Annotated in this window: 17 protein-coding genes; 7 read left to right on the top strand and 10 right to left on the bottom strand. The window is 35.7% G+C overall.

What is annotated here, in order from left to right:
- Nucleotides 1-79 precede the first annotated feature (79 nt).
- The 3 genes from ACQVD9_RS03050 to ACQVD9_RS03040 are packed head-to-tail and all read left to right on the top strand — an operon-like array spanning nt 80 to nt 3645.
- Nucleotides 80-739: a paraquat-inducible protein A gene (locus ACQVD9_RS03050; protein WP_264747404.1), complete on the top strand. Its 660-nt coding sequence runs from the start codon at nt 80-82 to the stop codon at nt 737-739.
- A complete protein-coding gene (locus tag ACQVD9_RS03045) occupies nt 717-1358 on the top strand; it encodes a paraquat-inducible protein A (RefSeq protein WP_264747403.1) in 642 nt (213 codons plus the stop codon). Before ACQVD9_RS03050 ends, ACQVD9_RS03045 begins: the two co-directional genes overlap by 23 nt.
- Nucleotides 1351-3645, top strand: coding sequence for a PqiB family protein (locus ACQVD9_RS03040; protein ID WP_264747402.1), 2295 nt, complete (start codon nt 1351-1353; stop codon nt 3643-3645). The genes ACQVD9_RS03045 and ACQVD9_RS03040 overlap by 8 nt, the downstream gene beginning before the upstream one ends.
- Here the strand turns inward: ACQVD9_RS03040 and ACQVD9_RS03035 are convergent.
- Nucleotides 3642-4250 carry a CHAP domain-containing protein gene (locus tag ACQVD9_RS03035; RefSeq protein ID WP_264747401.1) on the bottom strand — a complete coding sequence of 203 codons (609 nt, stop codon included), beginning with the start codon at nt 4248-4250 and terminating at the stop codon, nt 3642-3644. The two genes, ACQVD9_RS03040 and ACQVD9_RS03035, sit on opposite strands and share 4 nt — an antisense overlap.
- Before the next feature lie 6 nt (nt 4251-4256).
- Nucleotides 4257-5525: a lipid IV(A) 3-deoxy-D-manno-octulosonic acid transferase gene (gene waaA / locus ACQVD9_RS03030; protein ID WP_264747400.1), complete on the bottom strand. Its 1269-nt coding sequence runs from the start codon at nt 5523-5525 to the stop codon at nt 4257-4259.
- A gap of 192 nt (nt 5526-5717) precedes the next feature.
- Here waaA and speD point away from each other — a divergent pair, with 192 nt between their 5' ends.
- Nucleotides 5718-6530 carry an adenosylmethionine decarboxylase gene (gene speD, locus ACQVD9_RS03025; protein WP_264747399.1) on the top strand — a complete coding sequence of 271 codons (813 nt, stop codon included), beginning with the start codon at nt 5718-5720 and terminating at the stop codon, nt 6528-6530.
- 50 nt (nt 6531-6580) lie between these two features.
- Here the strand turns inward: speD and coq7 are convergent, their stop codons facing one another.
- The 5 genes from coq7 to ACQVD9_RS03000 all read right to left on the bottom strand — a co-directional run bounded on the left by coq7 (nt 6581) and on the right by ACQVD9_RS03000 (nt 10101).
- Entirely contained in the window at nt 6581-7228 is a 648-nt protein-coding gene (coq7, locus tag ACQVD9_RS03020; protein WP_264747398.1) for a 2-polyprenyl-3-methyl-6-methoxy-1,4-benzoquinone monooxygenase, read from the bottom strand.
- 36 nt (nt 7229-7264) lie between these two features.
- The gene (locus ACQVD9_RS03015; RefSeq protein WP_264747397.1) at nt 7265-7606 is read right to left on the bottom strand and encodes a histidine triad nucleotide-binding protein; all 342 of its coding nucleotides are present in this window, start codon (nt 7604-7606) and stop codon (nt 7265-7267) included.
- 25 nt (nt 7607-7631) lie between these two features.
- Nucleotides 7632-7955, bottom strand: a complete 324-nt coding sequence (locus tag ACQVD9_RS03010) for a hypothetical protein (RefSeq protein WP_264747396.1) — start codon at nt 7953-7955, stop codon at nt 7632-7634.
- Between the two features lie 192 nt (nt 7956-8147).
- Nucleotides 8148-9428, bottom strand: a complete 1281-nt coding sequence (locus ACQVD9_RS03005) for a sensor histidine kinase (protein WP_264747395.1) — start codon at nt 9426-9428, stop codon at nt 8148-8150.
- Entirely contained in the window at nt 9418-10101 is a 684-nt protein-coding gene (locus tag ACQVD9_RS03000) for a response regulator transcription factor (protein WP_264747394.1), read from the bottom strand. The genes ACQVD9_RS03005 and ACQVD9_RS03000 overlap by 11 nt, the downstream gene beginning before the upstream one ends.
- A 141-nt stretch (nt 10102-10242) precedes the next feature.
- Between ACQVD9_RS03000 and trmL the strand changes: the two genes are divergently transcribed.
- The 3 genes from trmL (at nt 10243) to ACQVD9_RS02985 (ending at nt 12554) form a co-directional block, all read left to right on the top strand.
- Nucleotides 10243-10707, top strand: a complete 465-nt coding sequence (trmL, locus tag ACQVD9_RS02995) for a tRNA (uridine(34)/cytosine(34)/5-carboxymethylaminomethyluridine(34)-2'-O)-methyltransferase TrmL (RefSeq protein WP_264747393.1) — start codon at nt 10243-10245, stop codon at nt 10705-10707.
- A 116-nt stretch (nt 10708-10823) separates the two neighbouring features.
- The gene (locus tag ACQVD9_RS02990) at nt 10824-12005 is read left to right on the top strand and encodes an acyl-CoA dehydrogenase (RefSeq protein ID WP_264747392.1); all 1182 of its coding nucleotides are present in this window, start codon (nt 10824-10826) and stop codon (nt 12003-12005) included.
- Between the two features lie 99 nt (nt 12006-12104).
- Nucleotides 12105-12554, top strand: coding sequence for a universal stress protein (locus tag ACQVD9_RS02985; protein WP_264747391.1), 450 nt, complete (start codon nt 12105-12107; stop codon nt 12552-12554).
- Nucleotides 12555-12585: 31 nt separating this feature from the next.
- Here the strand turns inward: ACQVD9_RS02985 and ACQVD9_RS02980 are convergent, their stop codons facing one another.
- From ACQVD9_RS02980 to ACQVD9_RS02970, 3 genes are read right to left on the bottom strand one after another with little or no spacing between them, the layout of a single operon-like run.
- Entirely contained in the window at nt 12586-14595 is a 2010-nt protein-coding gene (locus tag ACQVD9_RS02980) for a transglutaminase TgpA family protein (protein ID WP_264747390.1), read from the bottom strand.
- Nucleotides 14595-15563, bottom strand: a complete 969-nt coding sequence (locus ACQVD9_RS02975) for a DUF58 domain-containing protein (RefSeq protein WP_264747389.1) — start codon at nt 15561-15563, stop codon at nt 14595-14597. The genes ACQVD9_RS02980 and ACQVD9_RS02975 overlap by 1 nt, the downstream gene beginning before the upstream one ends.
- Entirely contained in the window at nt 15563-16471 is a 909-nt protein-coding gene (locus tag ACQVD9_RS02970; protein WP_264747388.1) for an AAA family ATPase, read from the bottom strand. The genes ACQVD9_RS02975 and ACQVD9_RS02970 overlap by 1 nt, the downstream gene beginning before the upstream one ends.
- Nucleotides 16472-16670 lie beyond the last annotated feature (199 nt).

The following is a 16670-nucleotide window of genomic DNA, read 5'->3' as shown; positions in this document are numbered from 1 at the left end:
GCTGTCTAATACAAATAATATTATTAACTAATTCATACACAATGCTATTATACATACAACATTGTTAGTTAATTTTAATATGCCTAATACTCATAGCGAACAAAATACAGATCTTTCTTTAAGTAATTTAATTGCTTGTCCAGAATGTGATCTCTTAATGGCTTGTGATCATTTGCAAGATGATGAGCGTATTACTTGTAGCCGCTGTGGGGCTAAATTAAAAATTTATCGACGCAATATGGCAACAAGGGCATTATCTCTTGTTTTAACAGCACTTATTTTATTTATTCCTGCTAGTTTTGTACCTATTCTAAAAATTAATATTTTAGGTCAAAGTCAACAAGCTTCTGTTTGGGACAGTGTATTAGGGCTTTATCATTCTGGTATGGTAGCAATTTCAGTATTAGTATTAATGTGTGGTTTTGCTATTCCTCTCTGTAAACTTCTTTGTCAGCTTTATGTCTTATTAGCGATTTACACTAATAGAGGTAAAGTACTAGCTATTACCTTCTTTAAAACATATCAGCAACTTAAAGAGTGGGGTATGTTAGAAATTTATTTATTAGGTATATTAGTTTCAATTGTTAAATTACATGGTATGGCTGAATTACATATCGGTATAGGACTGGCTTGTTTTATCATGCTGTTGTTTGTCCAAGTATGGCTAGAGATTGTAATGAATCAACCACAAACATGGGTATTATTGGAAGGAATGAATGATAGCAACAAGAGCGATTGATAAGGGTATTATTACCTGCCATAGCTGTCATAACTTAGCGAGTATCGATGAGATCAATACTCCTTGTGAACGTTGTGGTTCAACATTACATGCTAGACGCCCACAGTCAATTATGAAAACGTGGTTATTATTAATCACTGCCACTATTTTATATATTCCTGCTAATTTACTACCGATTATGACGGTTAATTATCTGGGAATGTCTACACCATCAACTATTATGGAAGGTGTAATTACCTTTATTAACATGGGTGATTGGTTTGTAGGTAGTGTAGTATTTACAGCCAGTATATTAGTTCCTTCAATGAAACTATTAGGCCTCACTGTATTATTAATTTATGTACAACGTGGCCGACACCTATCACCTAAAATCTGTACGATAATGTTTCGTTTTATAGAATGGATTGGCCGTTGGTCAATGTTAGATATTTTTGTGATTGCAATTATGGTTGCCTTAGTTAACTTTGGTAATCTTTCTACTATTACTGCTGATTGGGGAGCATTAGCTTTCGGCAGTGTAGTGATTATTACTATGCTTGCTGCCATTTCCTTTGATCCACGCTTAATTTGGGATCATGTTGAAAAAATTGAAAATGATGAGAAAACACTGAATGAGTAAACTAGAAAACGCCAAAAAATCAAAGGAAACTAATCTATCTGCTTTTTGGCTACTACCCATTGTTGCCTTAGCTGTCACATTATGGCTAGGTTGGCAGTCTTATCAAAATCAAGGTATCACTGTTACGGTTGAGTTCGAAAATGGCAGTGGCATACAGGCTAATAAAACCAGTGTTATGTATAAAGGTATTGCCATTGGTAAGGTAAGCGATCTAACCATTGATACGGATACACGTAAAGTAATTGCAACCCTTGAAATTGAAAAAGAAGCAGCTCCCTATTTAGGCAAAAAGTCATTATTTTGGCTAGTCAGCCCAAAAGTTTCTCTAGGTGGAGTTACTGGTTTAGAAACGATTGTTTCAGGTGTTTATATCTCTGTTGAACCCGTTGAAGGTGAACTTGGTCATAAGTTTGTAGCACTAAAAGAAGCTCCATCTCTTTTAGATCATGCACCAGGACTACATCTCACCTTAAAAGCAAACAAATTAGGCTCATTAGATAAAGGCAGCCCCATTTACTATAAGCAACTACAAGTAGGTGAAGTTAAAAACTACCAACTGGATGATGATCAAAAATCAATTAAAGTTAATGTCCTTATTTATAAACCATACGAACACTTAGTGAATCAACAAACTCGCTTTTGGAATGCCAGTGGTATTACAGTAACTGGTGGCTTTGCTGGATTTAAAGTTCATGCAGACTCACTTGTGAGCCTTGTATCAGGTGGTATTTCCTTTGAAACTCAAGAGGATCTAGACAAGAAAGATACCCCTCTAGATATAGATAAGCCTTTTAAACTCTATGAAGATTATGTAGCAGCTCAGTCTGGTATTAAAGTTGAGCTTAAGTTACATGAATTATCAGGCTTAACAGAAGACAAAACTACCATCATGAATCAAGGTGTACAAGTTGGTATTTTGCGTAAAATAAAAATTGATAAAGATTATACAGGTGCTACTGCGGAGCTAAGTTTAGATCCACGTACCGAAGGCTTACTGCATGAAGGTACTGAGTTTTGGGTAGTAAAACCTTCTATTTCTCTAACAGGTATTTCTGGTTTAGAGACCATTGTAAGAGGAAACTATATTGAAGTGCGTTTTTCTAAAAAGGGTGAACCTACTAGAGAATTCACTATCCGTCGTAAAGCACCACCATTAAATACAGATGCACCTGGTTTACACCTTGTTCTAAAAACCCAACAACTAGGCTCCTTAGACATTGGTAGCCCTATTCTTTATAAACAATTGAAAGTAGGCTCCGTGCAAAGCTACCAACTCTCTCGTGATAAACAAAAGGTTATTATTGGCATCCATATAGAACCAGAATATGCACAACTTGTGAATAACTCTACTCGTTTCTGGAATGTAAGTGGTATTTCTTTAAAAGGCGGTATGTCGGGTATTGAAGTAAAAAGTGAATCATTACTTACTTTATTAGCGGGAGGTATAGCCTTTGACACACCTAACCCCAAAGCAACACCTGTCACAACTGTCAAAGCATTCCCCCTTTATGCCAACGAAGAAAAAGCAAAAACAGCAGGCACAATAATAACTCTACAATTGGATACCACAGAAGGTATTTCTGAAGGAACACCTATTCGTGTTAGAGGTTTAGAGATAGGTACAATTGAAAGCATGTCATTAACTAAAGACTTATCAGGCATTACTGCAACAGCCCGTATAACTCAAGGTAATGATCTTATCAGCCGCAGTAATAGTATATTTTGGGTTGTTAAACCTGAACTTGGTTTATTAAAAACGGCAAACTTAGGAACACTTATTACAGGTGCCTATCTTGAGGTGCTCCCAGGCACTACCTCTGCCCGTAAGCAAACTACTTTCCAAGTACGATCAGAGCCACCTACCGTAAAAGCGCAACAAGAAAAAGGCTTGTATTTAGTATTAACCGCATCACGTAGAGGATCATTAAATATTGGTGTACCTGTTACTTATAGAGAAATACCTGTTGGTAAAGTAACTAACTTTAAATTATCTCCCCAAGCTGATCGAGTGTTTATCGATATCTTAATTGAACCTAAATATGCACCACTTGTAAAAGCTAATTCCCAGTTCTGGAATACCAGTGGCATTGGTATTGATGCGGGCTTGTTTAAAGGGGTGAAAGTACGTACTGAATCATTACAAACTATCATGGCAGGCGGCATTGCTTTCGCAACACCTGAAACCAACATGGGTGAGCCTGCAACAGCAGGCAGATTCTTTATGCTATATGATGAACCTAAAGAGCAATGGTTAAAATGGGCACCCAAAATTCAATTAAAACCTTAAGGCCTACGTAAAAAGCCTAATACATTAGGCTTTTCTATAGTCCAAGAACCATTATTTACTTTTTTTAATATAATGGTTTCTCGGCTACTAGCAAAAGGACCTGGGTTTTGCTGAATAATCTCTATTGAGTCCTCAGTGACTCTAGAAATAATGGCTACATGCCCATAACGATTAGTTAAAGTGCCATCAAATACTAAAATATCTTCTACCTGTGGTTTCACACTACCATTACTAAATTGTTTAAGGTTTCTTTGAGAATTTAATGTACCAGACGCAACAGATGAGTTAAAAAAGCTTTTTGCATGCCCATAAGAGTCTGGCATTTTATGTTGAAAACGCTGGTAATAATAACGCTTAATAAACTCTACACATTGATATTTTAAACCTAAATTATAACCATCTGCGGTTAAATTACGTCCTTCAACATGACTGACTCCTCCATTGTAGTAGACTTTAACATCATTAAAACTATCTACAATATCACCAACTTGCCTATTAGGATTGATATTAGCTTTAGTAACAGTAACATAACCAACCACTACTAAAAATATGCTTAATATAGTAAAAATTAATAATTTTTTCTTTTTAAAAAACAGCTTGAACATCCTGTTTTAACTCACCAATTGTTGATCAATTCCTTGTACTAATCGCTCTAATGCCCCTTGATTATGTTGCATAATCTGATTGCCACCTTGCACCATCTGCTCTATCAAAGCATCATTTTCAAATAATCGCTTAAGCTGTAAAAAAAGTTCTTGAGAGTTATTCACTACGGCTAATGCATGAGCATCTTTCAGTTGATTGGTAATTTCCTGAAAATTATATAAATGTGGGCCACAAATAACGGGTTTATGTAAAGCCACTGGTTCTAGTACATTATGACCACCATTATCGACAAGACTTCCACCTACAAAAGCTATATCAGCTAACGCATACAGAAAAAGTAACTCGCCCATAGTATCACCCACTAATACCTGTGTTTGGCTAGTTACCAATGCCTGCTCAGAACGTTTAATGGTATTAAAATGTTTGGCTGTTAATTCAAATACATCATTAAATCGTTCTGGATGACGAGGTACTAAAATAAGCAAACCATCAGGATGTTGTGCTAATAGTTGCCGATGAGCCTCTAAAACTATTTCATCTTCACCCGCATGAGTGCTGGCTGCAATCCATGTGGGACGATCAGTACTTTGCCACTTTTTACGTAACTCATCGGCACTTTTTATTAACTCTGATTCAATATTAATATCAAATTTAATAGAGCCAATCACAGCAACATTTTCTGGTACAGCACCTAGCTCAATAAAACGATCTGCTTCTAGCTGGGTTTGCACAGCAATCCAATTAATAGAAGCAAACATTGGGCGTGTTACTTTATGGAATTTAGCATAGCCTTTTGCTGACCTCTCTGAGAGTCTTGCATTGGCCAAAACCACAGGAGTATTCATTTGATGACAATAATAGATATGATTAGGCCAAAGCTCAGTTTCCATAATAATAGCTACTTTAGGTTGTAACTTTTTAAGAAAACGTTTAGCAATACAGGGAGCATCATAAGGCATATAACAATGCTGTACTCTATCACCAAATAATGACTTTATACGTTCTGAACCAGTAGGTGTCATGCATGTGATAGTAATAGGTAAATCAGGATGCTCATCCAATAATGCATTAATCATCGGAGCAGCAGCAATGCTTTCACCCACTGACACCGCATGAATCCAAATACCATGAGGTTTTAAACTTTTTAATTTAAAGGCAAATCGCTCAGCAATACGTTGTTTATAAGCTGGAGCTTTTCTAGCACGCCAAAATAAACGCCCTGTAATAACAGGTAGCGCCATATAAAATAATACACTATAAAGTAAACGGTTCATTAATCTATCTACAAATAATCACAATTAACAGTCTATCATTAAAAAACGGCTTGAAATATAAGATTAGATTTGCATAATGCATACTTTAATCAATATTTCCATTAAAAATAGTTCTAACCTATCTAGATAATACAATATAATTAACTTAGCTAAGTAAAACACTCTGGCTTTGTAGAGGAGTCTAACCAATAAGTGAATAGCAAACTTAAATTATATGGATTCAATAATCTAACCAAGACCTTAAGCTTTAATATCTATGATATCAGCTATGCTGAAACCCATGAAGACCAACAAGCCTATATTCGTTACATTGATGAAGTATACGATGCTGAGCGTCTAACTCAGATACTAACAGCAGTTGTTGATATCATTGGGGCTAATATCCTTAATATTGCGCGTCAAGATTATGATCCACAGGGGGCTAGTGTAACTATCTTAATCTCAGAGCAGCCAGTCGCAGAGACTGATGTTGATTACGATACTGAATCACCAGGCCCCTTACGCGACACAATACTAGCCCACCTTGATAAAAGCCATATAACCGTTCATACCTACCCAGAAGTTCATCCTGTTGAAGGCATCGCTACCTTTCGTGTAGATATAGATGTATCAACCTGTGGTGTTATCTCTCCGTTAAAAGCACTGAACTATCTTATCCATCAGTTTGATTCTGACATTGTAACGGTTGACTATCGTGTACGTGGATTTACGCGTGATGTTGAAGGCAAAAAATTATTTATTGATCATGAAATCAATTCTATTCAAAATTATCTTTCTAAAGATACACGCACTAATTACCAGATGATGGATGTAAATGTTTATCAAGAGAATTTATTTCATACCAAAATGCTATTGAAAGATTTTGTGTTGGAAAATTACTTATTTGGCGATGCCACTAATAATTTATCTGATCAACAACGAGAAAAAGTAAGCGCCAGCTTACGCCATGAAATGTTAGAAATTTTCTACGGCCGTAATATACCTAAAAATAAAATTTCTAATTAGCAAACCATAAAAAACCCAATTTAATGATTAAATTGGGTTTTTTATTTTATTTAAATACGATAAGTAGTTTTAGTCATTACTTTAGAAAGCAATGTCATACCCATCTTCACAGGCGTTGGAAACTTAAAACCACCTGCCGCTATAGCATTAGTAGAATGCTTTTCTTCATCTACACGCATTTGTTCTAGAATAGCTCGTGATTTTTCATCATCGGTAGGTAACTGTTCTAAATGTTCATCCAGATGCCTACACACTTGGTCTTCAACTGCTGCTACAAATCCCAAACTTAAACGATCACTAATTAAACCAGCTGCAGCGCCCATACCAAATGACAAGCCATAAAATAGCGGATTTAAAATACTCGGTTTTTGGCCTAACTCTCTTACTCGTTCTTCACACCATGCTAAATGATCAATTTCTTCTTCAGCAGCCTTTTCCATGGCTTCTCTAACTTCAGGTAATTTTGCTGTTAATGCTTGGCCTTGATATAAAGCTTGAGCACAGACTTCGCCCGTATGATTAATTCGCATTAAACCAGCCACATGCTTACTTTCTTGCTCTGTTAACTCAGCATCAGCAAAGGTTTTAGCAGGAGAAACACGATAAGGCGACCCTGAAAATGGTAGCAAAGTACGTAAAGCCGAATTCACTTGCATTAGTAACTTATCTGCAGGTGTGTAATGACGTTGATTTGCCATGGAAACCTCGTTGTAAAATCTAATAAAATTAAACTACTAACCTGGTGGCCAATCTAATTGACGCTGCCCTAAAACATGCATATGGATGTGATAAACAGTTTGCCCACCTAATTCATTGCAGTTCATTACTACTCTGAATCCTTCTTCACACCCTAGTTCTTTAGCTAAACGCTGAGCGGTCAATAATATGTGCCCTGCTACTAGTTTATCTTCTTCTTGTAAATCATCAAGTGTCGCAATATGCTTTTTAGGAATAACTAAAAAATGAACTGGGGCTTTTGGATCAATATCATGAAACGCATAAACCTGTTCATCTTCATAAATCAATTTAGAGGGTATCTCACCCTTAATAATTTTACAGAATAAGCAATCATCCATTATTTGATCTCCATCTAATTATTTATTAAGAGTCTAAACTATCTTGTGAGGTATCAGCTTCTTTATTTCTTCTCTGAGCACGTAGTTTAAAGGTAAGTACTACACAGATAAAAAATAATGCGGGTAAAATATAAATTAGGCTCATGTAATAATGAAAGGCCATTTGTTTTGTTTTTAATGATAATTCTAATTTTGGTTCACAAACGCCTCTTTTTAAACTAATTTCTTGCTTAGTTTCTTGAGCAATTGTTTGGTTATAACAAGAAGACCTAATCATATAGAGCGCAAAACATTGTGTGGTAAAACCAACAACCAAAATAACCCATAGTGCAATTGTTAAACGCTTCATAATTATTTAGCTCTCTTGTACAAACAATATAACGATTATAAATATAGTTAATGATAAGAATTATCACTTAAAATAGACAAGATGTCATTCATCTTTTACTGAAACAGTTGGTTATTATAACGTTTCTTAAGAATACCACCAGAAACAAAATTACGCACCTTATAACCCCTAGAGATATAAATTGTTTTCAAACTAATCAATACTTAATGTAACAGAAAAAATACTACCGCTTTCCTCACTAGAAATAACATACACTTGCCAATGTTGGTGGGTACAAATTCGTTTTACTAAGGATAAACCTAGACCTAAACCTTCACCTCGATTACTCCCTCTTACAAAAGCTTGAAAAATAGCTTGTTGTTTGTCCTGAGGCACACCAATTCCTGTATCTTGAACAAAAAAACTATCATCATCAATCACCAACCTTACTTCTCCCTGTTCCGTATAATGCCAAGCATTTCGTAATAAGTTGGATATCACTGTTTTTAATAACGTCTTATTGTAAGTGTTAGTAGTAGAAGATTTAACCTCAAAAATAAATGTTATTCCCTTTTCTTTAAATTTTGCTGACCAAACTTCTGCTAGCTGTTTAGCTAAATTTAGTAATGTTATTTGATCCCCTACAATTGGATTATTTTCGATACGTGCTAACATTAAGAATGTTTGTACCAACTCATTCATATCTTTATTAGCGGCACTAATTCTATTAATCTGTTGAGATTGCACTGAGGAAAGCTCTTTAGCCTCCAATAACAGTAATTCACAGCTTGTTGCTATTACCATTAATGGTGTTCTTAACTCATGGCTCACATCACTGGTAAACAAACGCTCTCTTTCTAATGCAGACTGTAACTCACCAAACGCCCTATCAAATGCAGCTGCTAATTGCCCCACTTCATCATGTGCATACTGGTTATTAAGTGTCACATTAATTACTTTATTTTCTGAACAACTGATTTTATCAACCTGATCTGCCAATTTAATAATAGGTGCAAGAATATGATTAGCTAATAACTTCCCTAAAATCAATGAAACAATTAATGACCCTATAAACCCTAAAAAAACTACTAAAAGGAGCATCTGTTCACGGATTTCAAACTCAGTTTGGTCTTTAACAATCAAATAACTTTGCTGATCAATTGTTTCTTTATACACATAATAGGCAGCACCTTCTCTTAAGATAACCTCTGAAAATCCATCTTTTATGTTCTTAAATTGCTCTGGAATAGGATAACTTACTTGCGAATCCGTTGTGTAAAAGTCTGTATCTTGACTAAGCTTCTGAATCCTTTCTCGTGACATCTGACTATTCAATATTTCTTCAAGGTTATCACTTAAGCCTTGTGATACAAAATGCTCTTCTAGAGTATGAACAATAAGAAAGATACTGATAGATGAGACACCTGCAACAATCAATGTCATTAAGAAGAAAGCAATAACTATACGCTTTTTTAAAGGTTGTTTAAGACGCATCAACAGACTCTGCTAATTTATAACCTAACTTAGGTATAGTATGGAGTAATGGTTTATCAAACGGTTTATCAATAATTTGTCTTAATTGATGAATATGACTCCGAAGTATATCTGTATCAGGTATTTCATCTCCCCATACTTGTTGCTCTAAAATTTCTCGACGAACAACATTAGGGCTTTTTTTCATTAATACTTCTAGTAGTTTAAGCGCTAATGGCGTTAGCTTAAGAGTAACACCTGCTCGCTGTACCACAAAAGTATCTAAGTTATAAATTAAATCATCTACTTGTAATAAATACTGGCCAACGCCTTGACTTCGTCTAATTACTGCTTCTATTCGAGCAACCAACTCTGCTAAAGCAAAAGGTTTTATCAAATAATCATCCGCTCCTGTTTTAAAACCTGCTATTCGGTCATCTATGGAGTCTCGCGCAGTTAACATTATAATTGGCACAGTTTTACGAGGATCTGAACGTAATAGTTTACAAACCTCTAAACCATCCATCCCTGGTAACATAATATCTAATACGATTAGATCATAAAAATTTTCAGTAGCCAGATTAAGGCCTGTTATACCATTTTGTGCACAATCAACGTCATACCCTTTAATTGAAAGGTAATCAACCACATTAATTAGAATATCTTTATTATCTTCAATAACTAATATTTTCATAATAGTCCTATTATAAATTATTAAAATGTGCTTATCATTTTCCTAACAAATCTTTTACATTTTTGGCTAAAAGCATTCTAAATAAAAAATAGGTTAATGCTATAATAATGCATTACATCTAAAAAATTATCTTTATAACTTATGTTTCATATCATTTTATTTCAACCTGAAATTCCGCCCAATACAGGAAATATCATTCGTCTTTGTGCCAATATAGGTTGTCAGTTACATCTAATAAAACCTTTAGGCTTTATTTTAGATGATAAAAGATTACGTCGTGCAGGATTAGACTATCATGAATTTGCACAAGTAAAACAATATGATAGCTTACAAGATTGTTTGCAAATACTAGATTATCCTAGACTTTTTGCTTTTACCACTAAAGCAACCCATATTTATAGCGATGTACAGTATCAATTAGGTGATGCTTTACTTTTTGGACCAGAAACTCGTGGCTTACCCATGGAAATTTTAAATAGCCTAAATGATCAACAAAAAGTAAAACTCCCCATGCAACCCAATAGCCGTAGCTTAAATTTATCTAATACAGTAGCAATTGCAAGCTATCAGGTATGGCAACAGCTTGGTTACAAAATAAAAACTTAGCTTGCACTATCAAGTAACAAATTAGACAATAACAACCTATACTTAATCTAAGCTTAAGTATCTAACCTTAATTAGGTGACTTGAAAAATAATTAATAAATTCTCGAGGATTAATATATGACTAATAAAGCGAGCTTCGTTTGGGATGACCCATTACTGTTGGACCAGCAATTAACAGAAGAAGAGCGTATGGTACGTAATACCGCTCAACAGTTTGCCCAAGATAAATTAGCTCCCCGCGTTTCCAATGCATTCCGTAATGAAACAACCGACCCCAATATTTTCCGTGAAATGGGAGAAACTGGTTTACTTGGTTGTACGATTCCTGAAGCCTATGGTGGCAGCGGTTTAAATTATGTTTGCTACGGCCTTATCGCTCGTGAAGTTGAACGTGTTGACTCTGGCTACCGTTCTATGATGAGTGTGCAATCCTCATTAGTAATGGTACCTATTAATGAATTTGGTACTGAAGCACAAAAACAAAAATATCTTCCTAAATTAGCCACTGGTGAATGGATCGGTTGCTTTGGCCTAACTGAACCTAATCATGGTTCAGACCCAGGTGGAATGGAAACTCGTGCTCGTAAAGTAGATGGTGGTTACCAATTATCAGGTAATAAAATGTGGATCACTAATAGTCCTATTGCTGATGTATTTGTAGTATGGGCGAAAGATGATGAAGGTAAGATCCGTGGTTTTATTCTTGAGAAGGGCTGGAAAGGTCTTTCTGCACCTGCTATTCATGGCAAAGTAGGCTTAAAAGCATCTATTACAGGTGAAATTGTAATGGATAGCGTATTTGTACCTGAAGAAAATGCTTTCCCAGATGTTAGAGGCTTAAAAGGTCCTTTCACTTGCTTAAACTCAGCACGCTTCGGTATTGCATGGGGTGCTCTAGGTGCTGCAGAAGACTGCTGGCATGTAGCTCGCCAATATGTACTAGACCGTAAACAATTTGGTCGTCCTCTAGCTGCTAATCAGCTTATCCAAAAGAAACTAGCAGATATGCAAACTGAAATTACCTTAGGCCTACAAGGCTGTTTACGTTTAGCACGTATGAAGGATGAAGGTACCGCAGCTGTTGAAATCACTTCTATTATGAAGCGTAACTCATGTGGTAAAGCATTAGATATAGCCCGTTTAGCACGTGATATGCTAGGTGGGAATGGCATTAGTGATGAATTCAGTATTGCTCGTCATTTAGTAAATCTAGAAGTAGTTAATACCTATGAAGGAACCCATGATATCCATGCGTTAATTCTTGGTCGTGCCCAAACTGGTCTTCAGGCATTCTACTAATAGATAATAAGCGCAGATTGATTCATGTCGTAATAAATGATTCAATCTGCTATAAACTAATTATAATAATAATTAATTCAAAAACTGAAGGATATTCTTATGGCTTATAAACATCTACTTGTTGCAATTGACCTAACTGAAGAAAGTCCACACGTTATACAACAAGCTACTGAACTAGCAAACCTATACCAAGCTAAAGTTTCATTAATTCATATTTTAGAACCCGTTTCACTCGCCTTTGGTGGTGATGTACCAATGGATTTGTCTACCTTGCAACAAGAGCAAATGCAACACGCTCGGGAAAGATTAGATACTTATATAACTGATTATCCTACCTTAACAAGCGAGCAATGCTTCTTATGCTATGGCCAAGCTCGTCAAGAAATTCATCGGGTAGCCCAAGAAAATGATTGTGATCTTATTGTAGTAGGCAGTCACGGTCGTCATGGACTTGCTTTATTATTAGGTTCAACTACCAAGGATTTATTACAAAACGCTCCTTGTGATATTTTAGCTATTGCCCTGCAACACAAAACCAACAACGAATAATCATAATAGGGCTATCTTAATAATAGCCCTATTATCCTCTCATTTTTTTCTTCCATGGTAACGCTTTTCTAAAGTTTTCCAATGCTTGCTTTAATGTATGTAAAGAATTTTGTCCTGCATACTGTTGAGCAATAAACGCTTCATTAAATGCTTTAATTTGCTCTTGATAGCTAGGTAGCGCTTGCATAGCCCTTAATGCAAAATCATTTGGCCCCTCGCCTAACTCTCGTCTAATACCTTGTACAGCAAGCAACCTCTCAAACTGTTGATAATATCTAAGCACTGGATCTTTTTCACGTTTCCATGGTTTTAATAATAGCAGCATCCATATTACTGTGATTACAACAATACCTATTACTAATAATATTCCTAAATAAGTAAGATTTGTTTTACCAAAGATCTTTTGTAAGATACCACGTTGTTGATCCGTATTATAACCTGAGATAAAAATATCCCATTCATTATTAAAGTTTTCCCAACTCATACGTAACTTAGTAAAAATACTATCTGTACCATATCCAATCAAAGCATTATTACCTGCTTGTGTTTGTTCATCTTCTGACAATGCTTCATTTAATCCCGCTTCGATACGGCTTGGCGCTACTTGAAAAGTAGGGTCAATCGTTACCCAGCCCTTTCCTTGCTCCCAATACTCAACCCACGCATGTGCATCAAACTGCCGAACTTGTACAAAATTACCTGCTGTATTTATTTCACCTCCTTGGTAACCTAGTATGACCCTAGCTGGAATTCCTGCTGCCCTTAAAATAAAAGTAGTAGCACTGGCATAATGTTCACAAAATCCTCTTTTGGTATCAAAAAAGAAAGCATCAACACTATTTTGTCCTAAATCTGGTGTATTCAATGTATAGTGGTAGGGCTCATTATGAAAACGCTTTAATAATGCATCTACAATCTGACTAGTGTTTCCTTGATAAGTTTTTCTTAACTCTTCACCAAATGCTCTAGCACGAGGATCACTATTATTAACGGGCAGCTGTTGATTAATATTAACACGAGGTGTTTGATTAGGTTCCTTTAATGCATTAAGTGTTGAGGTTAACTGATATGAATAAACTGTATCTATTGGTTTATTACGTTCTAAATGGAAATCTGCTGAACGAACCACATGATTAGGTAAAGTTTGGGCAGTATCTAATGCTATAACCCAAGTCTGTGAGCTAGGTTGCATAATAATACTATAACTTGTTTGATCTCTATTATTTGGTACTGCGCGCCAAATTGGTTCTTTACCTATATGGTATTCAACATCCCATGCTTGCGTCCAAGTACGACCATTATAAGTTTCTAAAGTTAAAGCCCGCCAATATAATTTATTTCGTGCCGGAATATTGCCATCTGTAAAAGTAGCACGCAATACTAATTCTGAAGATTTTGCCATATTAGCAATTTCACCAGGTGTCATCTTATTTGAGACCCCTGTAACTTGCTGTTTTTTAGGCATAGGCAATGTCCATAAAGGATCTAGCCTTGGGAAAAAGAAAAATAAAACGAGCATTAATGGCAATGCTTGCAATAATAAAATACTTGCTAACTTCACTGTAGCAAATGAATGCGTAGCCAATTTTATTTGGTTAAGTCCTATTAGTGCAGCTATTAAGGTCACTATGGGCAATAATGAGTAACTTACCCAAGCAAAACTATTATCATAAAGATAAAGTGTAGTTACTACTAAAAAACCTATATAAAGAATAACTAATGCATCTCGTTTAGTCTTTAGTTCTATTAACTTTAATGAAAAAGCAGCAACAAGTAACGCAAGCCCACCTTCTAATCCTAAAACAGTACCACGCGTCAAATAAATACCAACACCAATAACAACAACCAAACCAACTTTGATAATTTTATTGGGGTAATTAAATTTCATTCGGTAAATTTGGATGCGCCATAAAGCACACCCTAACCAAAGACCTAAAGTCCACCAAGGTAAATAAAATAATAAAGGGAAAATAGCTAATGCTTGAGCAATCAATAACCAAGTTAAACCATTACGAGTAACTAATGCAGTATTTCCTGTCATTATGTTACTCCATGCATGGCTAAAGCATATAATGCTGCTAATTTATGTTTATCACCTATAGACGGAGTTAACTCTAATCCAGGCAACCTCACTCCGTAAGGTTGTTGCTCTTGCTCCATTTTCAATACCCAAAAACAAAGTACAGATAAACGATGCTCAACACTGCCATCTACTTGATCAAAATCCAACCAAGGCTCCTTACCCGCTAACGCTGAAAAATCTCTTACAAACAGTCCCTGTCCTTTAGAAAAAGATTTCCAGTTAACCAAGCGCATAGAATCACCAGGTTGATAAGTACGTAATCCTTGAAAATCATCGACACCTTTACCATGAGCATGTAGCCCTTCTTCTTCACTACCTGTATGACCAAGCGTCGAAATCACCCCCTCAATAGGCTTAGGATAAACAACCACTTTAAATAATAGGTCAATCTGCACCCAAGTAACAAATAATCCTAATGGAAATTGAGTTTCTAAATGGACTTTTCCTGGAGAAAAGATACCACGCTTTTTAGCTAATTTAGCCAATAGTAATTCAGCACCTGCTAACTTCTCAATATCTATTAGCTGTAAATTATTGTCCTCTTGCTTTTTTCGGTCATCATTCCAAATAACTGCTATCGCTTGTCTTGTTGCTCCTTTAGTAACTTCAAGGCGCATTCTAAAATTAGCCAAATCACCTGCAAAAACAGGTTCTGCTCCAGCATTGATCAGTTTAATCCCTGATAAGTTCCGGCAAGTATGAATAATGGTAAGGAACATAACGGCACTTAATAAAAAACAAAGCCCATAAGCTAGGTTATTTTGATAATTAATGCCTACCAATAAAATAATAAATAGTAATAGCATAAAGGCTAAACCTGCCTTAGTAGGCAGTACATATACCCGTTTACTATTAAGCGATATCTCTCGACCAACAAGCATTCGCTTATCGACCCATTTTTCAAATTGCTTACTGAAAATAGCCATTAGATAACAGGAACTTTCGTTAACAATTGTTGAACCAACGCCCCACCTTGCTGCCCTATTTGATCATGTAGACGATGCCCCACAACTGCTGGCAAAACTGCTTGCACATCCTCAGGAATTACATAATCACGACCTGCTAAATAGGCCCATGACCTAGCAGCCGCTAATAACCCTAAACTGGCTCGGGGAGACAACCCTTCACCAAAACCATCCTCCACACGAGATAATGTCACTATCCTTAAAATATAATCAATAATAGCTTCACTGGTTTTTATTTGAGGAATGATTGCTTGTGCTTGTTTTAACTCTTGATGTGTTAAAATGGGCTCTATATTTGGCAAGATACTACGCCTTGCTTGACCCATTAATAAGGCTTTTTCTGCAGCTTGTGCAGGATAACCTAAAGATAAACGCATTAGAAAACGGTCTAATTGCGAATCAGGGAGTGCAAAAGTGCCTCCCTGATTAGAAGGATTTTGCGTAGCAATTACAAAAAAAGGATCAGGCAACAGTCTAGTCATTCCCTCAATTGTTACTTGTCCCTCCTCCATGGCTTCTAATAAAGCACTTTGACTCTTAGGTGTAGCTCGATTGATTTCATCTGCTAACACTAACTCAACAAAAATAGGACCAGGATGGAAAATAAACTCACCACTATTTTTATCAAAAACTGAAGTCCCTAAAATATCACCAGGTAATAAATCAGAAGTAAATTGAATACGTTGAAAGGAGAGTCCCATCACTCTAGCCAATGCTTGGCTTAATGTTGTTTTACCCATTCCAGGTAAATCTTCTAATAATAGATGGCCTTTTGCCAGTAAACAGGTAACCGCTAACCGAACTTGTAAGTCTTTTCCTAAGACCACTTTATTAACGATATTAATACAGTTATTTAGTTTGGTGAGCATTTAATAATCCTTTGACAATACAGAGAGATCTAATAAGTTAAAATGTGTTAAAAGAACAGTAAAATAACACCGTATAAGTAGAGATTAATGGGGTAAATGTAGAATCTAACAGTTAATAATACAAGATTCCACAAAATAATTGTAAAACAATTTACCCGAGAAATGATGAAATTAGTAATCTTAATCCAAAAACTAAATT

The organism is Entomomonas sp. E7T21, assembly GCF_058693955.1.
The sequence above is the reverse complement of the archived record's forward strand: the minus strand, read 5'-3'. Positions and strand labels throughout refer to the sequence as shown.